19 protein-coding genes are annotated in these 18,692 nt (G+C 55.2%); 6 read left to right on the top strand and 13 right to left on the bottom strand.

The features are described from left to right. Positions 1 to 132: 132 nt before the first annotated feature. Complete coding sequence (locus tag NAI64_RS01830) at positions 133 to 1,083, top strand: AraC family transcriptional regulator (protein WP_269297204.1); 951 nt, start codon at positions 133 to 135, stop codon at positions 1,081 to 1,083. 26 nt (positions 1,084 to 1,109) lie between these two features. Here NAI64_RS01830 and NAI64_RS01825 read toward each other — a convergent pair whose 3' ends face one another. Next, positions 1,110 to 2,105, bottom strand: coding sequence for a tyrosine-type recombinase/integrase (locus NAI64_RS01825; RefSeq protein WP_269297202.1), 996 nt, complete (start codon positions 2,103 to 2,105; stop codon positions 1,110 to 1,112). Positions 2,106 to 2,252: 147 nt separating this feature from the next. Between NAI64_RS01825 and NAI64_RS01820 the strand changes: the two genes are divergently transcribed. Then, positions 2,253 to 2,585: a hypothetical protein gene (locus tag NAI64_RS01820; protein ID WP_269297200.1), complete on the top strand. Its 333-nt coding sequence runs from the start codon at positions 2,253 to 2,255 to the stop codon at positions 2,583 to 2,585. Here the strand turns inward: NAI64_RS01820 and lpdA are convergent. The 7 genes from lpdA to NAI64_RS01785 form a co-directional block, all read right to left on the bottom strand. Then, complete coding sequence (lpdA, locus tag NAI64_RS01815) at positions 2,575 to 3,999, bottom strand: dihydrolipoyl dehydrogenase (protein ID WP_269297199.1); 1,425 nt, start codon at positions 3,997 to 3,999, stop codon at positions 2,575 to 2,577. The two genes, NAI64_RS01820 and lpdA, sit on opposite strands and share 11 nt — an antisense overlap. 21 nt (positions 4,000 to 4,020) lie before the next feature. After that, a complete protein-coding gene (odhB, locus tag NAI64_RS01810; protein ID WP_269297198.1) occupies positions 4,021 to 5,385 on the bottom strand; it encodes a 2-oxoglutarate dehydrogenase complex dihydrolipoyllysine-residue succinyltransferase in 1,365 nt (454 codons plus the stop codon). A 55-nt stretch (positions 5,386 to 5,440) separates the two neighbouring features. After that, complete coding sequence (locus NAI64_RS01805) at positions 5,441 to 8,302, bottom strand: 2-oxoglutarate dehydrogenase E1 component (protein WP_269297197.1); 2,862 nt, start codon at positions 8,300 to 8,302, stop codon at positions 5,441 to 5,443. 276 nt (positions 8,303 to 8,578) lie between these two features. Next, complete coding sequence (locus NAI64_RS01800; RefSeq protein ID WP_269297985.1) at positions 8,579 to 10,549, bottom strand: DUF2075 domain-containing protein; 1,971 nt, start codon at positions 10,547 to 10,549, stop codon at positions 8,579 to 8,581. Between the two features lie 154 nt (positions 10,550 to 10,703). Beyond that, complete coding sequence (gene gltA, locus NAI64_RS01795; protein ID WP_269297196.1) at positions 10,704 to 12,008, bottom strand: citrate synthase; 1,305 nt, start codon at positions 12,006 to 12,008, stop codon at positions 10,704 to 10,706. Between the two features lie 239 nt (positions 12,009 to 12,247). Continuing rightward, positions 12,248 to 13,045: a Cof-type HAD-IIB family hydrolase gene (locus NAI64_RS01790; protein WP_269297194.1), complete on the bottom strand. Its 798-nt coding sequence runs from the start codon at positions 13,043 to 13,045 to the stop codon at positions 12,248 to 12,250. Positions 13,046 to 13,110: 65 nt separating this feature from the next. Next, on the bottom strand, positions 13,111 to 13,890 hold the full coding sequence (locus NAI64_RS01785; RefSeq protein WP_269297192.1) for a helix-turn-helix domain-containing protein: 780 nt from the start codon (positions 13,888 to 13,890) through the stop codon (positions 13,111 to 13,113). Positions 13,891 to 14,195: 305 nt separating this feature from the next. Between NAI64_RS01785 and NAI64_RS01780 the strand changes: the two genes are divergently transcribed. Beyond that, on the top strand, positions 14,196 to 14,870 hold the full coding sequence (locus tag NAI64_RS01780; RefSeq protein WP_269297190.1) for a transglutaminase-like domain-containing protein: 675 nt from the start codon (positions 14,196 to 14,198) through the stop codon (positions 14,868 to 14,870). A gap of 72 nt (positions 14,871 to 14,942) precedes the next feature. Further along, positions 14,943 to 15,740, top strand: a complete 798-nt coding sequence (locus NAI64_RS01775) for a radical SAM protein (protein ID WP_269297188.1) — start codon at positions 14,943 to 14,945, stop codon at positions 15,738 to 15,740. Between the two features lie 155 nt (positions 15,741 to 15,895). Here NAI64_RS01775 and NAI64_RS01770 read toward each other — a convergent pair whose 3' ends face one another. The 5 genes from NAI64_RS01770 to NAI64_RS01750 form a co-directional block, all read right to left on the bottom strand. Then, positions 15,896 to 16,480, bottom strand: coding sequence for a DUF2589 domain-containing protein (locus NAI64_RS01770; RefSeq protein ID WP_269297186.1), 585 nt, complete (start codon positions 16,478 to 16,480; stop codon positions 15,896 to 15,898). A gap of 21 nt (positions 16,481 to 16,501) precedes the next feature. Beyond that, positions 16,502 to 17,008, bottom strand: a complete 507-nt coding sequence (locus NAI64_RS01765) for a DUF2589 domain-containing protein (protein ID WP_269297184.1) — start codon at positions 17,006 to 17,008, stop codon at positions 16,502 to 16,504. Next, positions 17,001 to 17,246, bottom strand: a complete 246-nt coding sequence (locus NAI64_RS01760; protein ID WP_269297182.1) for a hypothetical protein — start codon at positions 17,244 to 17,246, stop codon at positions 17,001 to 17,003. The genes NAI64_RS01765 and NAI64_RS01760 overlap by 8 nt, the downstream gene beginning before the upstream one ends. Positions 17,247 to 17,365: 119 nt before the next feature. Next, positions 17,366 to 17,581, bottom strand: a complete 216-nt coding sequence (locus NAI64_RS01755) for a response regulator transcription factor (RefSeq protein ID WP_269297180.1) — start codon at positions 17,579 to 17,581, stop codon at positions 17,366 to 17,368. Then, positions 17,559 to 17,768, bottom strand: a complete 210-nt coding sequence (locus NAI64_RS01750) for a LuxR C-terminal-related transcriptional regulator (RefSeq protein WP_269297178.1) — start codon at positions 17,766 to 17,768, stop codon at positions 17,559 to 17,561. Before NAI64_RS01750 ends, NAI64_RS01755 begins: the two co-directional genes overlap by 23 nt. Before the next feature lie 215 nt (positions 17,769 to 17,983). On the opposite strand from NAI64_RS01750, the gene NAI64_RS01745 reads away from it, so the two are divergent. Both NAI64_RS01745 and NAI64_RS01740 read left to right on the top strand, forming a co-directional pair. Then, entirely contained in the window at positions 17,984 to 18,418 is a 435-nt protein-coding gene (locus NAI64_RS01745) for a hypothetical protein (protein WP_269297176.1), read from the top strand. Then, positions 18,415 to 18,651, top strand: a complete 237-nt coding sequence (locus NAI64_RS01740) for a hypothetical protein (protein ID WP_269297174.1) — start codon at positions 18,415 to 18,417, stop codon at positions 18,649 to 18,651. Before NAI64_RS01745 ends, NAI64_RS01740 begins: the two co-directional genes overlap by 4 nt. Positions 18,652 to 18,692: the final 41 nt, after the last annotated feature.

The following is an 18,692-nucleotide window of genomic DNA, read 5'->3' as shown; positions in this document are numbered from 1 at the left end:
GAAAACTATAGGAGCGATCCTGCCCGAACGGGACACACGATCGTACCCATTGGGTGCACATTCCTGCCATGACGTCCCGCAACGCACGGATTTCTGATAAAACGTCATTATCCCGAACTGTATGCCCCTGTCATGACCGCCACCGACACTTCACGGCAACGTATCGCCGAACTGAACCGCCTGATCGCGGAAAAAATCCTGCCGCGCATGCCCGAACCCGGCAACTGGCCCACGGCGATCAAGGGACTGATGCTCTACCGGCGCGACTGGGACTACCTGTCGGAAAACTGCTTTTATCCCCCCGCCATCACCGCCGTCATTCAGGGACAACGCAATTCTTTTCTGGGCGACCGCGAATACCATTACGAAGAGGGCGACTGTCTGGTTCACAGCGTGGAAGTCCCAAGCGTCAACTACTTCACGAAAGCCAGCCCGGAAAAACCCTTCCTGTCGGTCTCGCTGGAAGTGGATCGTTATCTCGCCGCGCGTTTCGCACGGGAAATCGCGCCTGACGGCACGATCACGCCCGAGACCTCGGAAAACATTTCCGTCGCCGATATCGACATCGACGTACTCGACGCCTTCGCCCGTCTGGTCGCGTTACTCGACAAACCGGAATACATCCCCCATCTGGCACCGCTCATCATCGAGGAAATCCATTGCCGGATGCTGATGGGACACCAGGGAAAACTGCTGCGGCAAGTCAATACCGCCGGCACACGCGGCAACCAGATCGCCCGTGCCGTCAGCTGGCTGCGCGAACATTACCGCGACCCCTTGCGTATCGACGATCTGGCACGGCAGGTGAATATGGCACCCTCGACGTTTTACCGTCATTTCCGTGAAATCACCCTGCTTTCCCCCCTGCAATACCAGAAACAGCTTCGCCTGCATGAAGCCCAGCGACTCATGCTCGTCGAAAAACAGTACGTCTCCAGCGCCGCCCTTGCCGTCGGCTATGAAAACGTCAAGCAGTTCAGCCGGGAATACAAACGCTTTTTCGGCGAATCACCCTCCCGCGACGCGCAAAAGGCCAGAAAAACGTTTTTCACACCGGGAGGTACAACCGGCATTTCCGGGTAATCCCGCCGGAAACACCGGTTCTGCCGTCAGTCTTTCGTCATTTCCGCAGTCCATTCATCCTCGTAGCGATACCGGTTTCTGGTACGGCCGGAACGGGCGCTTTGCATGATCTGGCTGACGATCTTGGCCGAACAGGGATTGCGACACTGCTCCAGATTGTGCGCATAAATCTGCGTCGTCACGATCAGACTGTGCCGTGCAAACTGTTGCACCTGCTGAAGCGTCGCACCTGCCGTCAGCGAAATCGTCACCGCCGTATGGCGCAACGAATGCGCCGTAATCCGGCTGTCTTTGAATCCGGAACGTTCCAGAAGTTTTTTCACGATACGGCTGACGCTGCGTACCGACAAACGTCCATCGTGATTGTTGTGGCTGACCGAGACAAACAACGGGGAATGCATCGTCAGCCCGGATCGCGATGCCAGATACCGGCTGAGCGCGGAAGCCACCTGTTTCGGGACATTGACCAGATCCGTCTTGCCGTCCCGTCCCTTGCCGTGGATATAAAGGACGGTTCCGCCGCCGGAATTCCTGATATCCCCCACATCGGCACGCGCGACTTCCGAAACCCGCAAACCGCATGTCACCATCAACAGGATCATCGTATAGTCACGCAATGCGAACGGACCGGACTGTGCGGTTTTCAACAATTTCAGCACCTGTTCCGGCAGCAGAAAATCCCGTTTGGGAAGATGCCCTACCCTGACGTTTTTCACGGATGCGGCGATATCGGCATACATCCCCTGTTGTGCGGTCCATTTGAAAAACAGGCGTATGGATGCCAGGTATGTCTGCACCGTGGACAGGGAATGACGTTCCCTGAGATACATTTTCCAGGATATGACATGATCTTTTCCCGGCACCTCGATACCTGAATCAGCCAGCCAGCCGAAAAACGTCTTGAGTGCCGTCCGGTATGTCCGCACCGTCGTCGGACTGAACTCCGACGAATGCAGAAAACGGAAAACCAGCTCCTCGAAAAAAGCGGCGTTGACGGAAACAGATGCGATTGATGTACCCATTCTCGATAATCCTTTCATGGCAATGAAAACGGCAAGGACAAATTTCCGGAAAACCCTTTTGCCCATCACCGTTATCATCGTTGTCGATTCAAAACCTGCCGCTGTCCAAAAACAAACATCCGTTAATACGCAGCATTAACGGATGTCATGATTGCAGGACAAATCGGCAAAACCTCGCCCGCACACATGCCGCCGGCACTTGCACCGTACCGGAAACGACAAACCACCCGCCTGTCAGAAACAGGCGGCATGCACGGGCATGCCGAGTATGTCAGGAAAACGGAAAGAGAAAAGAAAACACGAGAAATATCTGATGCCGGCCGAAAAGTTTTCACGGCGGCCATGCCGTGCCTGTCGCCGCATCTGGCGATGACAAAGACAGGCTTGCCGATATTCACCGGCATGCCTGTTCCGGAAAGCGGCCATCCGGCAGGAAAAACGTCGCCACCTGCCAGACGGAAAACGCACGTCACATATTGAGCGCCCTGCCATCGACGGCCAGCGCCGCTTCATGCACCGTTTCGGAAAGCGTCGGATGGGCATGGCAAATACGGGCGATGTCTTCGGACGTCGCCTTGAACGTCATCGCCATGACCGCCTCGGCGATCAGTTCGGAAACCATCGGTCCGATCATGTGGACGCCCAGCACTTCATCGGTCGAGGCATCGGCGATGATCTTGACGAAACCTTCGGTCGAACCCATCGTCCGTGCCCGCCCGTTGGCCATGAACGGGAACATCCCGGTGCGGAAAGCTGTCCCCTGCGCCGCCAGTTCTTCCTCGGTCTTGCCAGCCCATGCGATTTCCGGATGGGTATAGACCACCCAGGGAATGTTGCGGTAATCGACATGCCCGTACTTGCCGGCGATACGTTCGGCCACGGCCACGCCTTCTTCCTCGGCCTTGTGCGCCAGCATCGGCCCGCGCACCACGTCGCCGATGGCCCAGACGTTTTTCAGGTTCGTACGGCACATGCCATCCACTTTGACGAAGCCGCGCTCGTCCAGTGCCAGCCCGACGTTTTCCGCGCCCAGTCCGTCCGTATAGGGCGTTCTGCCGATGGAAACCAGCAATTTGTCGAATACTGCCTTTTTCACCTGGCCCTGCGCGTCGTCGTATTCGATGGCGACGCCGCCGTTGACCGGTTTGACCTTCCGTACCATCGCGCCGGTATAAATCGTCAGTCCCTGCCGGGTCAGCTGTTTTTGCGCTTCCTGCGCGATTTGCCGGTCAGCTCCGGCCAAAAGCGTCGGCTGTGCCTCGAACAGCGTCACGGCAGACCCCAGCCGCCGCCAGACGGAACCCATTTCCAGTCCGACGACACCCGCCCCGATGATCGCCAGCGTCTCCGGAACGGCATCCATCGCCAGCACACCGGTATTGGACAATACCCGCTTTTCATCGAACGGCACGCCCGGCCAGGGACGCGGCTTCGAGCCGGTCGCGACGATGACATGCGTGCAAGTGAACTGCCGCACCTCGTCACCCGTCACACCGATCCGGTATTCCCCGTCACGGCACCCCGCGAACGTGGCGGTACCGTTGAAAAACGTGACCTTGTTCTTGCGGAACAGAAAAGCGATGCCATCGTTGCTTTGCCGCACGATGGAAGCACGCCGTGCCTGCATGCGCGCCATATCCAGCCCGACACCACGGATATCGACACCGAAATGCCCCAGTCCGTCACGGGCCATTTCGTAATGCGCCGACGCTTCCAGAAGCGCCTTGGACGGAATGCATCCCACATTGGTGCACGTACCGCCAGGCGCCGGTTTGCCATCCGTTTTCCAGTCGTCGATACACACCGTTTTCATGCCCAGCTGCGCGGCGCGGATCGCTGCGATATATCCGCCCGGCCCGCCACCGATCACAGCCACATCGAAGTCCACACTCATTTCCTGTCCTTTCGCCAGTCCTTACAAATCCAGCAACAGGCGTGCCGGGTCTTCCAGCGTTTCCTTGATCGTCCGCAAAGCCTGTACCGCCTCACGTCCATCGATCAGACGGTGATCGTAGGAAAGCGCCAGATAATTCATCGGACGAATGACGATTTGCCCGTTTTCCACGACCGGACGTTCCTTCGTGGCATGGATGCCCAGAATCGCGGATTGCGGCGGATTGATGATCGGCGTGGAAAGCATCGAGCCGAAAATGCCGCCGTTCGAGATGGAGAACGTTCCGCCCGTCAAATCTTCCAGCGTCAACTGGCCTTCACGCGCACGAATCGACAACTCGTTGATTTTTTTCTCGATTTCCGCAATCGTCATCAAATCGGCATCCCGCATGATCGGCACGACCAGCCCACGCGGCGAACTGATGGCGATACCGATATCGTAATAACCGTGATAGACGATATCGTTGCCGTCGATCGAGGCATTGACCACCGGAAAACGTTTGAGCGCGGCAATGGACGCCTTCACGAAAAACGACATCAGCCCCAGCCGGACACCGTGTTCCTTTTCGAACTGTTCGCCGAATTTCTTGCGCAAATCCAGTACCGGCTGCATGTTCACTTCGTTGAACGTCGTCAGCGATGCCGTCGTCTGCTGCGACTGGATCAGCCGTTCGGCCACGCGGGCACGCAAGCGGCTCATCGGCACGCGGTTTTCCGTGCGGTTGGCCGCGCCGTACACCGTCTGTTGCCCCGTCGAACCCGACGGCGCATAAGGTGTCTGCACAACAGGGGCCGGACGGCGGACGGCCTGTTCCGCCGCTTTTTCGTCCTCGGCCTGTTCCGCACCGCGTGCCGCCCAGGCGCGTTCCACATCCTGCTTGGTTACCCGTCCGTCCTTGCCGGTACCGACGACTTCAGCCTCGTCCATCCCTAGTTCCGCCAGCATGCGGGCCGCGGCAGGCATGACGATACCGGAAGGATAGTCCGCCGGATCAGGCATGTCGCGCTCGCTGTCGAACCCGACGGACGACGACGCAGCCGCCGGTGCGACCGGTTCGGGTTGTACCGCGACAGCGGGTTTTTCCGGTTCGGCCGGTACCGCAACCTGCTGTGCGACGGGAACGGCGGCAGGTGCCGCGGCGACGGCCGCTGTATCGACAGTCGCGATCACTTCTCCTGCGACCACAGTCGCACCGTCGCCCTTCAATACCGACACCAGCACCCCGGCGCCCGGAGAAGGCAACTCCAGCACAACCTTGTCCGTTTCGATATCGACCAGATTTTCATCCAGCGCGACGGCCTCACCCGCCTTTTTGTGCCACTGCAACAACGTGGCTTCCGTTACCGATTCCGATAACTGTGGAACTTTCACTTCAAGTACCGCCATATATTTCTCCACTCAATATTCCGGCGCCGGTTCACGCACCGGCGCCTTGTTGTCCCTACCTGACGACGACCATGTCCGGCATGGCGCCGAAAGCGGCGTTGACCAGCTCTTTCTGTTGTGCCGTATGTTTCTGGAAATACCCCACGGCCGGCGAAGACGACGCGGGCCGCGAAGAATACGACAGTTTCTGTCCGGGCTGCATGCAATCGAAAATCGGCCGCAGCAACTGGAGCCATCCCCCCTGGTTTTCCGGTTCGTCCTGTACCCACATCACTTCTTTCAGTGCCGGATAACCCGCCAGCACCGCCGACAGTTCCTCATGCGGGAACGGATACATCTGTTCCAGCCGGACGATCGCCACATCGCGTCGTCCCAGTTCAGAGCGACGATGCGCCAGATCATAATAGACGCGCCCCGTGCAGATCAGCAAACGCGTGACCTGTGCAGCGTCGATCGTATCATCCGTTTCCTTCAGCACCGGCCTGAACGCGCCGCCTGCCAGCTCGGACAGCGGCGATGCGGCATCCTTGTGACGCAACAACGACTTCGGCGTCATCACGATCAGCGGTTTGCGCTGCATCCTGAGCATCTGCCGACGCAGGACATGAAAAATCTGCGCCGCCGTCGTCGGCTGCACGACTTCCATATTGTTGTCCGCACACAGATGCAGATACCGTTCCAGACGGGCCGAGGAATGCTCCGGTCCCTGCCCTTCGAATCCGTGCGGCAGCAGCATGACCAGCCCGCATGCGCGTCCCCATTTGGCTTCGCCGGAACTGATGAACTGGTCGATCACGACTTGAGCGCCGTTGGCGAAATCGCCGAACTGCGCTTCCCACAGCGTCAAGGTATTGGGTGCGGAAGTGGCGAACCCGTATTCGAACGCCAGCGCCGCTTCTTCCGACAGCGGAGAATTGATGACCGTAAAGTTCGCCTGATTCTTCGAAACATGCTGGAGCGGAATATAGACCCCTGCATCCCAGCGTTCGCGGTTCTGGTCATGCAGCTCGGCATGACGGTGCACGAAAGTCCCGCGCCCGGAATCCTCACCGGCCAGCCGCACCGAAAAACCGGCCGAAACCAGCGAGGCATACGCCAGATGCTCTGCCATGCCCCAGTCCACCGGCATCTCGCCGCGTCCCATCGCGGCACGGTCATGGATGACACGCTCGACCAGCGGATGCAGCTTGAGCCATTCCGGCATCGTCGTAATCCGTTCCGAGAGCCGTTTGAGTTCTTCCACCGGCATGGCCGTCACGGCTTCTTCCTTCTCGCCCTGTTGCTTGAGAATCGGTTGCCATTGCAATGCCGACTGGCTCTTCACATTCGTCATGACCGGCGAGACGATCGGCGTACCGGCATCCATTCTGGCACGATACCCCGTCACCAGCGCATCCACATCCGCCGGCGTGACGATACCCTGGCTGACCAGGCGTTCCGCATACAGGCTGCGCACACCCGGATGCACCGCGATCTTCTTGTACATCAGTGGTTGCGTCATCGCCGGCGTATCCTGTTCGTTATGGCCGAGCTTGCGGTAGCAGACGATATCGACCACCACATCCTTGCGGAATTCCATCCGGAAATCCAGCGCGATTTGTGTGGCCAGCACCACCGCTTCCGGATCGTCGCCATTCACATGCAGAATCGGTGCCTCGATCATCTTGGCAACATCGGTACAGTAAAGCGATGAACGCGCGTCGCGCAAATCCGACGTCGTGAACCCGATCTGGTTGTTCAGCACGATATGCACCGTTCCGCCGGTACTGTACCCGCGCGTCTGCGCCATATTGAGCGTTTCCTGCACGACACCCTGCCCGGAAAACGAGGCATCGCCGTGCACCAGCACCGGCATGACCTGCGAACCGTCGGTATCGCCGCGATGCATCATCCGCGCCTTGGTGGAACCCTCGACCACCGGATTGACGATTTCCAGATGGGACGGATTGAATGCCAGCGACAGATGCACCGGCCCGCCCGGCGTGGAAATATCGCGCACGAAACCCTGATGGTACTTCACGTCGCCTGCCGGCAATTCCTTCTCGGGCAGACTGCCTTCGAACTCGGCGAACAGATCGGCGGGCATCTTGCCCATGATATTGACCAGCACATTGAGCCGTCCGCGGTGCGCCATGCCCAGCACGATTTCCTGAATGCCTTTTGTCCCCGCACGCTGGATCACCTCGTCCAGCGACACGATGAAACTTTCCCCGCCTTCCAGCGAAAAACGCTTCTGGCCGACATACTTCGTATGCAGATAGCGTTCCATGCATTCCGCCGACGTCACACGTTCCAGAATGCGGCGCTTTTTCTCAGGCGAAAAATCGGGTGTGGCCTGTATCGACTCCAGACGTTCCTGCATCCAGCGCTTTTGCGCATGATCGGTGATATACATGAATTCCGCGCCGATCGAACGGCAATACGTCTCGCGCAACAAGTCGAGCAACTCGCGCAGCGTCGCCGTTTCACGGCCGAAATAGGTATTGCTGATATTGAACACCAGATCCATATCCGTATCGGTGAACCCGTAGAAAGACGGGTCCAGTTCCGGAATATAGGGGCGTTCATGCCGCTCCAGCGGATCGAGTTTCGCGCGATAAGTCCCCAGAAAACGGTAAGCTGCCGTCATCTGTTGCGCGGCGATACGCTTGCGTTCCAGTTCGGCATTGCCTTTCGGCACCAGAATCTTGAAGGGAGAATGCCGCGCCCGCTCAGCATAAGCCGCCAGTACCGGGCCATGCCGCACGTCCGAACGGTTGCTGCCATCGACGGCCGGCACATTCTGCATCGAATTGAAATAAGCCCGCCAGTTCTCCGGAACCGAAGCGGGATCGTCGAGATACGATTCGTAAAGATCTTCCACATAAGGCGCATTGCCCGCGAACAGATACGAATTGTCCTGGTATTCCTGCATCATGATGCTCACCTTTTCCTTTGCGGAAACGACGGAAATCCCTTCCCGCCCGGCTTCCGCCAGCACGCCTGCTTCCCGCACAGGCCGGATACCCGTGACCGCACGGACACCGCCGCAGCGTTCACGACCAGATATGAAGATTATACCTGTTAAATTTTCGACAGTAGCTTAAAAAATTGAAACATCTATCAGATAGCTATCGTCCCATAAGAAGAGCCAAAAACATTGACCATCAGCAAAACTTTATCTATATAAATTTTAATATAGGATAACCCTATATTAAGGCAACTCCTTAATACCTATTTGCCTTAAATAATTAAAGGTATTGTCATAATATTTACTTAATCTCGTTTGATCAGCATCCGTACCATAAGGTACAAATACTACCATACCTTGCCTTGCACGCGTCAAAAGTACCCGGTATGCATTTTTAATATACATACGATTTTCGTTTTTTCTCACGTCATGCCAGCTACTACCAGAAAATTTCCTATAAACCCACGTGTTATTATCAAAATAAAAATCTGCATCCCACGCTACGACGGTATAATCTAACTCTAAACCCTGTATATCAAACTCAGTAACAACATCCTCTAATGCATAACTAGATCTCACATCTTCCTTGCCATTTAAGAACCAATCTGCAATAGAAATTTCATTTTTTACAAATATTCCTTCAGGCTTCAACCTTAACGCACCACTACTAGCTAGCAAACCAAAACGTACCGTACCACGCGACTTCATCCTAATCCACTCTTTTGCCTTTTTAAGATCACGTGTGACAAATATAGGAAATTTTTGAAAAATCCTTACATACAGGGATCGCGCCAATGTAATATCACAATCCAATATAGATTTAACAAATTTTGGAACTTCTGGCGTACGGAATGAACGAACAGAATTTGCCAAATGCAATCCATTACATATTTTCACATTTAACTTAGCTATCAGATCACCCCATGATCTTCCAAAACGATATTCCTCATCATCAAGCTGCGGTGCAATATACACTTCCCAATTAAGAAATGATCTTCTTAATGAATCAAACCATTCTGGCAGCCCTGCTTCACCAGTATTGATTTCCTGACCTCCGCCAATAAGACAAACAATTACGGCCCAATCCTTATGCCGATCCATTGTGCTAATCAAAAATTCAGGTTCACTATATAAAAAATTATCAATACCTTTTTTAGTGGACATAAATTTTCTAATCATTTCATGAGTCCACGCACGTTGTGCCTCATCAAAAATGACAACATGTTCCGGCGGCATATTGTCATTCCCAACAAACGAATCCCTGTATTTATGAATAATCTGGATAAAAGCCGAAGTCGCACGCAACGAATCTGTCTTTGTAAGACGGTTTCCCTTATTTTTTTCTTGCTCTATTTTGTCTCTCGCTAATGCTTCCTGAAGAACTGTTACCAGTGGATAATTACCTGATAGAAAAACGGCATGTTCCCCCATTCTTGCATTAGAGCGCTGAATGGCAATATTCAGTCCTGCTAACGTCTTACCTGCACCTGGCACACCCGTTACAAAACATATCGATTTTCTATTATTTAATTTACTATATTCAATAATCTTATTGATAGCATCTGCAGTAACAGATAAATTTTCCACACCGGCATCATTTCTAGTAATATCTTCTACATGATGCCCTTGATACAAAGCCTGAGCTGCTTCAACAATGGTGGGTGTTGGATAATATTCTGAATTTTCCCATTCAGCATAATCAAAGTAGGATTCTTTATACTTTCCCACAATCAAACTAATGGCACTCGATATATTACCTTCATTACATTTAATAGGCTCAATAATTCTATCAATTTCACAAACATTAAATGGAACGCTACCTGCTTTCGTTGCCACTACCATCGGTACCAGAAGTTTATTATGACTTTCTTTTTGAAAATTACGGAGGTCTAACGCGTAATCATAAACCTGATCATATGCAGACGCCTTGTAATCAACATCACCACATTTGAACTCCAATAAAAATACTATATTCTTATATAATACAACAACATCAATACGTTTCCCCATACGTGGAATTACATATTCAAAAAGCACTCTTCCATCACAAAAATTCCTTAGCTGCTCTTTAAGAATCTTAATTTCTGCTTCCCATGCATTTTGCTGCTGTATTGTTGTACTCGCTGAACTACTATTAGAGCAAATATCACCCAAAATCTCAGATAATGAATGAGACAAAAATTCTTTTATTGGTGCTGAATAATATGCTCTCATCTTATTCACAACCGTTCCTACCTTACCTTGTCAATAAATATATAAAATTTTGTTCAATCAGAACTAATACATAAAAAATAGCAAAATTTCCCTTTTAACCCAACAAAAAACCGCGCATGAAGCGCGGTTTTCACAGGCTGGCCGAATGCGGTGATCATCCGCGTTTGTCCATCGGGACGACGTCGCGGCGCGGTTCGCCGATATAAAGCTGGCGCGGACGACCGATACGCTGTTCCGGATCGGAAATCATTTCTTTCCACTGGGCGACCCAGCCGACGGTTCTGGCCAGCGCGAAGATACCGGTAAACAGCGAGGACGGAATGCCCAGTGCCGACTGGACGATGCCGGAATAGAAATCGACGTTCGGATACAGCTTGCGGGAAACGAAATAATCGTCTTCCAGCGCGACCCGTTCGATTTCCAGTGCGATCTTGAACAGCGGATCGTCTTTCAGACCGAGTTCTTCCAGCACTTCGTGGCAGGTTTCGCGCATGAGTGTCGCACGCGGATCGAAATTCTTGTACACGCGATGGCCGAAACCCATCAGACGCATGCCGGCCGTACCGTCCTTGACGGACTTCACGAAAGAGGCGACCTTGTCGACCGAACCGATCTTCTTGATCATCGCCAGGGACGCTTCGTTGGCGCCGCCGTGTGCCGGTCCCCACAGGCAGGCGATACCGGCCGCGATGCAAGCGAACGGGTTGGCACCGGAAGAACCGGCCAGACGGACCGTCGAGGTCGATGCATTCTGTTCGTGGTCTGCATGCAAAATCAGGATACGGTCCAGCGCACGCACCAAAACGTCGTTGATCCGGTAATCTTCCGCCGGGGTGGCGAACATCATGCGCATGAAGTTCGCGGTGTAGTACAAATCCTTGCGCGGATAGACGAAAGGCTGGCCGACATTGTATTTGTAGGACATGGCCACCAGCGTCGGCATCTTTGCCAGCAAACGGATAGCCGACAGTTCGCGGTGTGCCGGGTCGGTGATGTCCAGCGAATCGTGGTAGAACGACGAGAGCGCGCCGACAGTCGCGACCAGAAGCGACATCGGATGGGAATCGCGGCGGAACCCGCGGAAAAAGAACTGCATCTGTTCGTGGACCATCGAATAGTCGGCGATACTGCGGACATATTCGTCATACTGTTCCTTGGTCGGCAATTCGCCCTTGAGCAGCAGGTAACAGGTTTCCATGAAGTTGCATTTCATGGCCAGCTGCTCGATCGGATAGCCGCGGTAGAGCAGTTCGCCCTTGTCGCCGTCGATATACGAAATCGCGGAGCGACAGGATGCCGTCGCCAGGAATCCGGGGTCATAGGAAAGCTTTCCGGTCGTGCTGTACAACTTCCGGATATCGATGCTGTCCGGGCCGATCGTGCCCTTGTAAACCGGCAATTCGACGGCGGGTGTGCCATCGTCAAACGACAATTTCGCTTTCTTCACAGAATCGTTCATTTTCTTCCAATTCTTCCAATGTCTCTCAGTTCAACAACACAGAATGCCGAGGCCCCCTGCAAAATCCATAAAAAAAGAAAGCATTATAAATGCTTCCGTTTGCATATTGCATTTTTTAACACAAATTTCATGAAATCCCAAATTCCGGAAACAACCGGCCCGACGGCTTGCCGCGGAAAGCACTGTGTTCCCCGAACCCGCAAGAGCGCCGCCACTCTGGCGTCACGTCGCCTGTACGCTCAGGGCAAGACGCCGAAATGCCGCAATGCATGCAAAATACCGTCATCATCGACACTTTTCGTCACAAAATCGGCTTTTTGCTTGACCGGATCATGCGCATTGCCCATCGCCACGCCGATGCCGGCATAGGAGAGCATCCCCATGTCGTTGAAACCGTCGCCGAACGCCATGGTTTCTTCCGGCGAAATCCCGGCCTGACGCAACACCGCTTCCATTCCGACATCCTTGCCGCCACCGGCCGGCAGCACATCGAAACAGTACGGAACCGAGCGCGTCATCTCGACCTGTGTGAGCGCTTCGGCCAGAAACCCTTCTTCACCGTCTTTCAGAAAAGGGACGAACTGGAGAATTTCGTCGTTTCCGATACGGTCTACCGACGTAACGGAAGGCACCGGATGATCGATCAGGCGACACAGCGCCTCGACCGACTCGTCGGCGTAATTGAGGAACATATCGTCTTCCCGGACGAACAGGCAGGGGAACGGTCTTTCCGCCAGCAGGGACTTCAGGGTGGCGATGACCGGTGCATCGATCGTTTTCTTGCGGATGACGCCCGTATCGCCATAGCAATACTGTCCGTTCAGTGTCAGATAGGCATCGAAACGGAAATATTTGTCCATGAACGGCATCATCATTTTCGAGCGGCCGGTCGCCACATAGAGCCTGATGCCCCGTTCACGCAAGGCATGCAAGGCCCGCCGCGTCGATTCGGGCATGGTATGGTTTCTGAAGCTGATCAATGTTCCGTCGATATCGAAAAAGACGGCCCTGACCGCATTTCCCGGTCTGTCGTTCATATCGTTTCCCGTTGCACTCGCTGTCGAAAAGGCAATTATAGACTGCAAACGCGCCTGTCATGCCCTCAGACGAACTGTTGCCTGAAATGCGACGGCGTTTGCCCGTAGAGCTTCCTGAAAGACGCGATGAAGGCACTGACGTTTTCATAGCCGACTCGCTGGGAAACCTGCTGGACGCTTTCGCCCTGGGCCAGCCATTTCCGCGCCATCATCAGGCTGGCGCACTGACGCCACTGGGCAAAGGTCATGCCGGTTTCACGGGAGAAATGGCGGCTGATGCTGCGCGAGCTGATTTTCATGCGCTGTGCCCATTCCTCGATGCTTTTGCGACGTACCGGATTGGCAAGGATTTCGCGCGCCATCTCGTTAAGCGGCCTGCTTTTTGGCAACACCAGACGTCCCTTTTGCTGTGAAGCGGCATGCAATTCGTCGAGAAACACCAGAAGCAGTCTTTCCTGTCGTGCCGCCAGCGGCTGGAAAACCCCGTCGATCCCCCCCTGCTGCCAGGTGACTGCCCGTTCCAGAATCATGGGCACCAGATCCGAGACATTGAGTACACAAGGCGTTTCGGGCAAACCGGTACACAATGCCGGCGCGAGCGAAGCGACGACACCGGAAGACTGTCCGAACTCCTGTACCGAATAATGGAAATGCGGCGGAAACCATGCCATCTGACCGAAAGACGTGCTCCAGAATCCGCGTTCGTCTTCCACGACCAGCAACCCCCTGTGCAAATAGACAAGCCGTGTTTCATTGGCGGCATGTGCAGGCTGAACGATGCCGCCCGGCGCGGCAAAAGCCGACAGGGAAAAACGCTGGCCATGTAACAGAAAATAGGAAGACATGCGCCTCCTCCAATACAGTCATCCGGTCAGGCCGCGCGCACGCCGCCTTTTTGCGTCGCCGGCCGAAATACCTGTTTTCAATGCCGTGTTTCTATATTATCGCAAACTTTTCCTTCAACGCGCACCTTGCGTATCCCCCGGCATACACGCATGTTGCATGCGATACGACTTGAAATCGTGGCAAACATCACCATATGGGCGCCAGCGCATGTCGCCGACGATACCGCCTCCGCAAGGTTAGCGGTAAAATCGGTGTTTCAGGCGGCAGCGCCGTTCATTCATTCACCGAAACGAGTATCACGAACATGAGCGTCGATATTTTTTTGCAGGAAACCCCCTATATCGATTTTTCCACACCGATCGTGCGCGACCAGTCAAAAGCCCTGTTCAAGGGCGTGAAAAGCGAACTGGAAAAAGTGCGGATCGCCTTTGAATTCGTCCGCGACGAGATTTCCCATTCTTTCGACGTCAACGCCACCGTCGTCACGGCCAAGGCATCCGACGTCCTCAAGCACAAGACCGGCATCTCGCACGCGAAGGCGAACCTGCTGGCCGCCCTGTTGCGCTCCCAGAAAATCCCTGCCGGCATGTGCTACCAGCACCTGACGCGCAACAAGGACAATGATTCGGAAGGCCATATCGTTTACTGCTTCAACGCGGTCCATATCGGCAACCGCTGGATCAAGCTCGACGCCCGCGGCAACAACAGCCGTGTCGACGTCCGTTTTTCCATGCATGAACCGGCGCTGGCTTTCGCCAATCGCCCGCAATACAAGGAATTTTTCTGGCCCGGCATTTTCGCGCGTCCGCATCGTGCCAGCATGAACGCGCTGGAAAGCGCCACCAGCATGGAAGAATTGCTGAAAAAGCTGCCGGATCACATGCTCGAAGACCCGGATATCGTCGAAGTCGAGGCCGAAGACTTCAGGGCCGAAACGCACAACAGCCGTGCCGGCAGCGGCAGCTGGTTCTGGTTCTGAAATGACGAAAACACGTGCCGCCGAACCATCCGGCATGGGACATCCCCGTGCCGCACACGTTCCGCATTTGCCATGATCGCCTGCCGGACGGTCAGGGTCAAAAATCTGTTGACCCCCTCGAAGCTGCCCGGCGTCGATTACGTCATCAACCCTTACGTCGGCTGTCCGCACAAATGCCTGTATTGCTATGCCGAATTCATGAAGCGTTTTTCCGACCATACGGAAGACTGGGGTGACTTCACCGACGTCAAGATACCCGACACCCCTATCCCGCTGCGGCGACTGACCGGAAAACGGCTGGTCATCAGCTCCGTCACCGACCCGTACAACGCATTTGAAAAACGCCACGGCATCACCCGCAGCGTACTGGAACAACTGGCCGGCGTGCCCGTCGCCATCACCCTCATCACCAAATCCGATCTTATCGTGCGCGACATGGAACTGATCGCCGGACTGGAAAACGCCGAAGTCGCCTTTTCCCTCAATTCGCTCGACGACGGCTTCCGCCGCCTGTTCGAGCCGCGCGCACCCGATGCGAAACGGCGGCTTGCCGCCATGCGACGACTGCATGACGCGGGTATCCGCACCATCCTGTTCATGTCCCCGATATTTCCGGGTATCACCGACTTCACCGACATCATCCGCGCTTCGTCGGATTTCACCGACGAATACTGGTTCGAAAACCTCAATCTGGACAACCTGGCGCACAACCGGGTCGCTCGCGCCATCGGACGCCACTACCCCGGACTGGTACCGCTGTACCGCGCCATTTACCGCGACGGCGACAACACCTTCTGGAAAGAACTGGCACACGACATCGCCGACTATTGCACACAACACGGCATCGCTTTTCGCGACCTCTTTCACTGATACCGCATTCTGCCGCTCTCGCATGACAAACGTCCCGACTGACGACGTACACCGTCCATGCGCCATTGCCGCGACACCGGCATACCGTTCGCCCATTATGGAAAGACGGCGACAAGTCGCGAAACCCTTTCAGGTTCCGCAAGCTTTCATCACGATCAACTGCCGCTGCCGCCACCGCCGCTGCCGACCGCAATCGGTTCGATCGCCGAAGCGAAAACCGCCGAGAGTTTCGCCATCCCTTCGGCAGGTGCCTGCTGTGCGGCACGCGCATAGATTTCATATTTTGCCGACTGGTCGGACTGGCGAGTATGATCGGCGGAAGTAGTGACGCTGCCCGAAATCTGGGCATGGAACCCCCAGAACGACATTCCGGAATCGACCTTGCTTTCTGTTCCGGTATGACTCTTGTCCACCGTTTGTTCTTTCACTTCCATCGTAAAGCGCACCGTCGCCTCGTCCATCGTGAACGCCGGTACCGGTACCAGCGAAATCAGCGGGGCAACGACCTGCACCTGCTGTTGGGAAATATTGCCGCTGCCATCCGTCACCGGACGGGTCAGATTGAACGTCAGGGTCTTGGTTCCCTTTGTCGGGTCGCCGTCGATGAACGCCAGTCGGTACACATAATCCAGATAGACACGGCACAACTCCGATTGTCCCTTGGCCACTTCGATGATCGGCGTACAGACCAACAACCCCAGCGGCAACCCCGCGAACTTGTCACTCAAATTCTCCGGCATGATGTCCCCTCCTTTCTTTCCTCAAAGAAGCTTGATCGCTTCGGTTGTAATCCGGGAAATGCCCTCGGCAGGCGCTTCCCGCCTGAAAACCAGCTCGATTTCCTGCGCCGTATCCGGCACGGCATCCTGCCCGTCTGTCGCCTGAAGCGTTTCATCCCGGCGCCGTGCAGGCAAAACGGATACTTTCAGGGGGCCGCCCGCTTCATCGACAGACGCGGCGACCCGCATCTTCAGCGTGACTTGCTCCAGACTGAAACTGCCATGGTTGACCAGAGACACCAGCGGCACCGACAATTCCGAGGCCACGCCCTTGCCGTTTGGCGCGGGAATGACGATTTTGCGCATCAGCGGCACCAGCGCTTCCCCTTCGGCCACGCCCGCTTGCCCGGCAAGCGAAGCCCGCAGCCCGTCCGCCGGCCGAAAATAATTCCAGTACTGGTTGACGCTGGCCTGTGAGACGGCCTGCTGTGCATCGAGCATCGCACGGCTGATCGCGGAAAACAGATCGGACAGACTGACATCAGCCATGGGTGCACCCCGTCATTTCAAGACGCAACACCCGTTCGGCGGGAACACCGTACTTTTTCATCAATACCCCGCAATCACGTCCGACCTCGACGACACGATGATGCGATCCCCCCGGCGCAGGCGCCCAGACGGCATAACGCCCGACGACAGTCTCTTTCCCGTCTATTTCCGCCATCCTGTCGATACCGATATCGGAAATAAAAACCCTGTTTTTGGTCAGTTTCGTCCATTCGTCCATGGCAGCTCCTTCATCTCGGCTGTGGTTTCACACGACAACCATTGTGCGGTTTTCATGCACGAAAAAAAGGCTACCGATCACGTATTGACAAAACCGCACTGCCTGCCGTCCGGCCGTTTTCACACGTCCGAACCGCAGAGCCAGCACGCCAGCGACAAGGCGCTGTCCACCCCCAGACGGGCATACAGGTTTTCACGGTGTTTCATCACCGTCGTGTAATGGATATCGAGTTCGCGGGCGATTTCCTTGCTGCTCTTGCCTGCGGCGACGAGCAGCGCAACCTGACGCTGTCTGCCGGTCAACTGTTGCCATTCAGGCGGCCTGTTTTTTTTCACCGGCCATCCGGCCTGCCAGTTCCACCATATTGCCGGCATCTGCCTTTTGCATCAGGCGGGAACGGTACTTCTTGACGGTATTGGGACTGATACCCAGTTCGGACGCGATCTGCTTGCATCCCATCCCTTTCACGGAAAGAACATAGATTTCTTTTTCGCGCGCGGTAAAAAGCGATAATGCATTCATGGTCTGTCCTTCATGAAAACGACACGCGCAACCCGTTGCGTGCCGGTATCGCCATTATGCAACAAGCTTTTTCTCCGGCATCCCCAAACTGCACCACGACATGTCGTTCATCAAACAAACGGCCGACAGAACAAGACAAACCTTAAATGGATTGATCGAAAATATTGTCCCATCCAGAATAGCCATAAATGGACTAACATGGCATGGAGGCAATCATGCACTATCGAAAATTCCGTCATGACTATGGCAAACCCGGCTACGGCGATTCCTGCACCTGGGGAAAAGCCGTCGGCCATCCCGGCGATCCGCGAACGGATCACGAACAAATCCGGCGCAGACTCGACATGCTCACCGATACGTTCGGCAAACAAATCCGTGCAAGACTATCCCGTGACGACGATGACGACACCACTGTACAAGTCGCCGACCGGTTCATCCGTTACCTCAACGACAGCGAAGTCGTCGATATCATCCGCGATGCCCAGCGCGGCCGGAAAGAAAACGTGTTCAGAACCATCACCCGCCTGATCGGCGAATCGGTGGACGCACTGGCGGAAACCCGTGCGATGGAACAGCTCGACGCCGCACAACAGCCGTTTTCCTGTCCGACATTCCGCGACTGCAGACACGACATCGGCGGCAGAGCATGAATATCCCAGGCCACCCCCGAAAAGTCAGACACTATCCGGTCTGGCTTCGCCAATATACCATCACCGGCACGCCATCCGCGCAGCCGGTCCCGACGCGCATCCATCCGGCACATGCCCTCCGCACCCTGCCGGTAACGCGCGCGCAATGTCGCCGTCCCGCGCAACGGCTTTCCACCCTGTCGCTTTGCCATCAACTCGTCGCGCTTTCCAGAAAAAAAACGGACAAGGCCTAGGCTGACCATACCGCCCGTGAAATCCGCTCGTGCGGCACGCT

The sequence above is a fragment of the Oxalobacter paeniformigenes genome (assembly GCF_027158465.1).
Lineage (GTDB): Bacteria > Pseudomonadota > Gammaproteobacteria > Burkholderiales > Burkholderiaceae_D > Oxalobacter > Oxalobacter paeniformigenes.
Note: the sequence above shows the minus strand (reverse complement) of the source record. Positions and strands in the feature narration are given on the sequence as shown.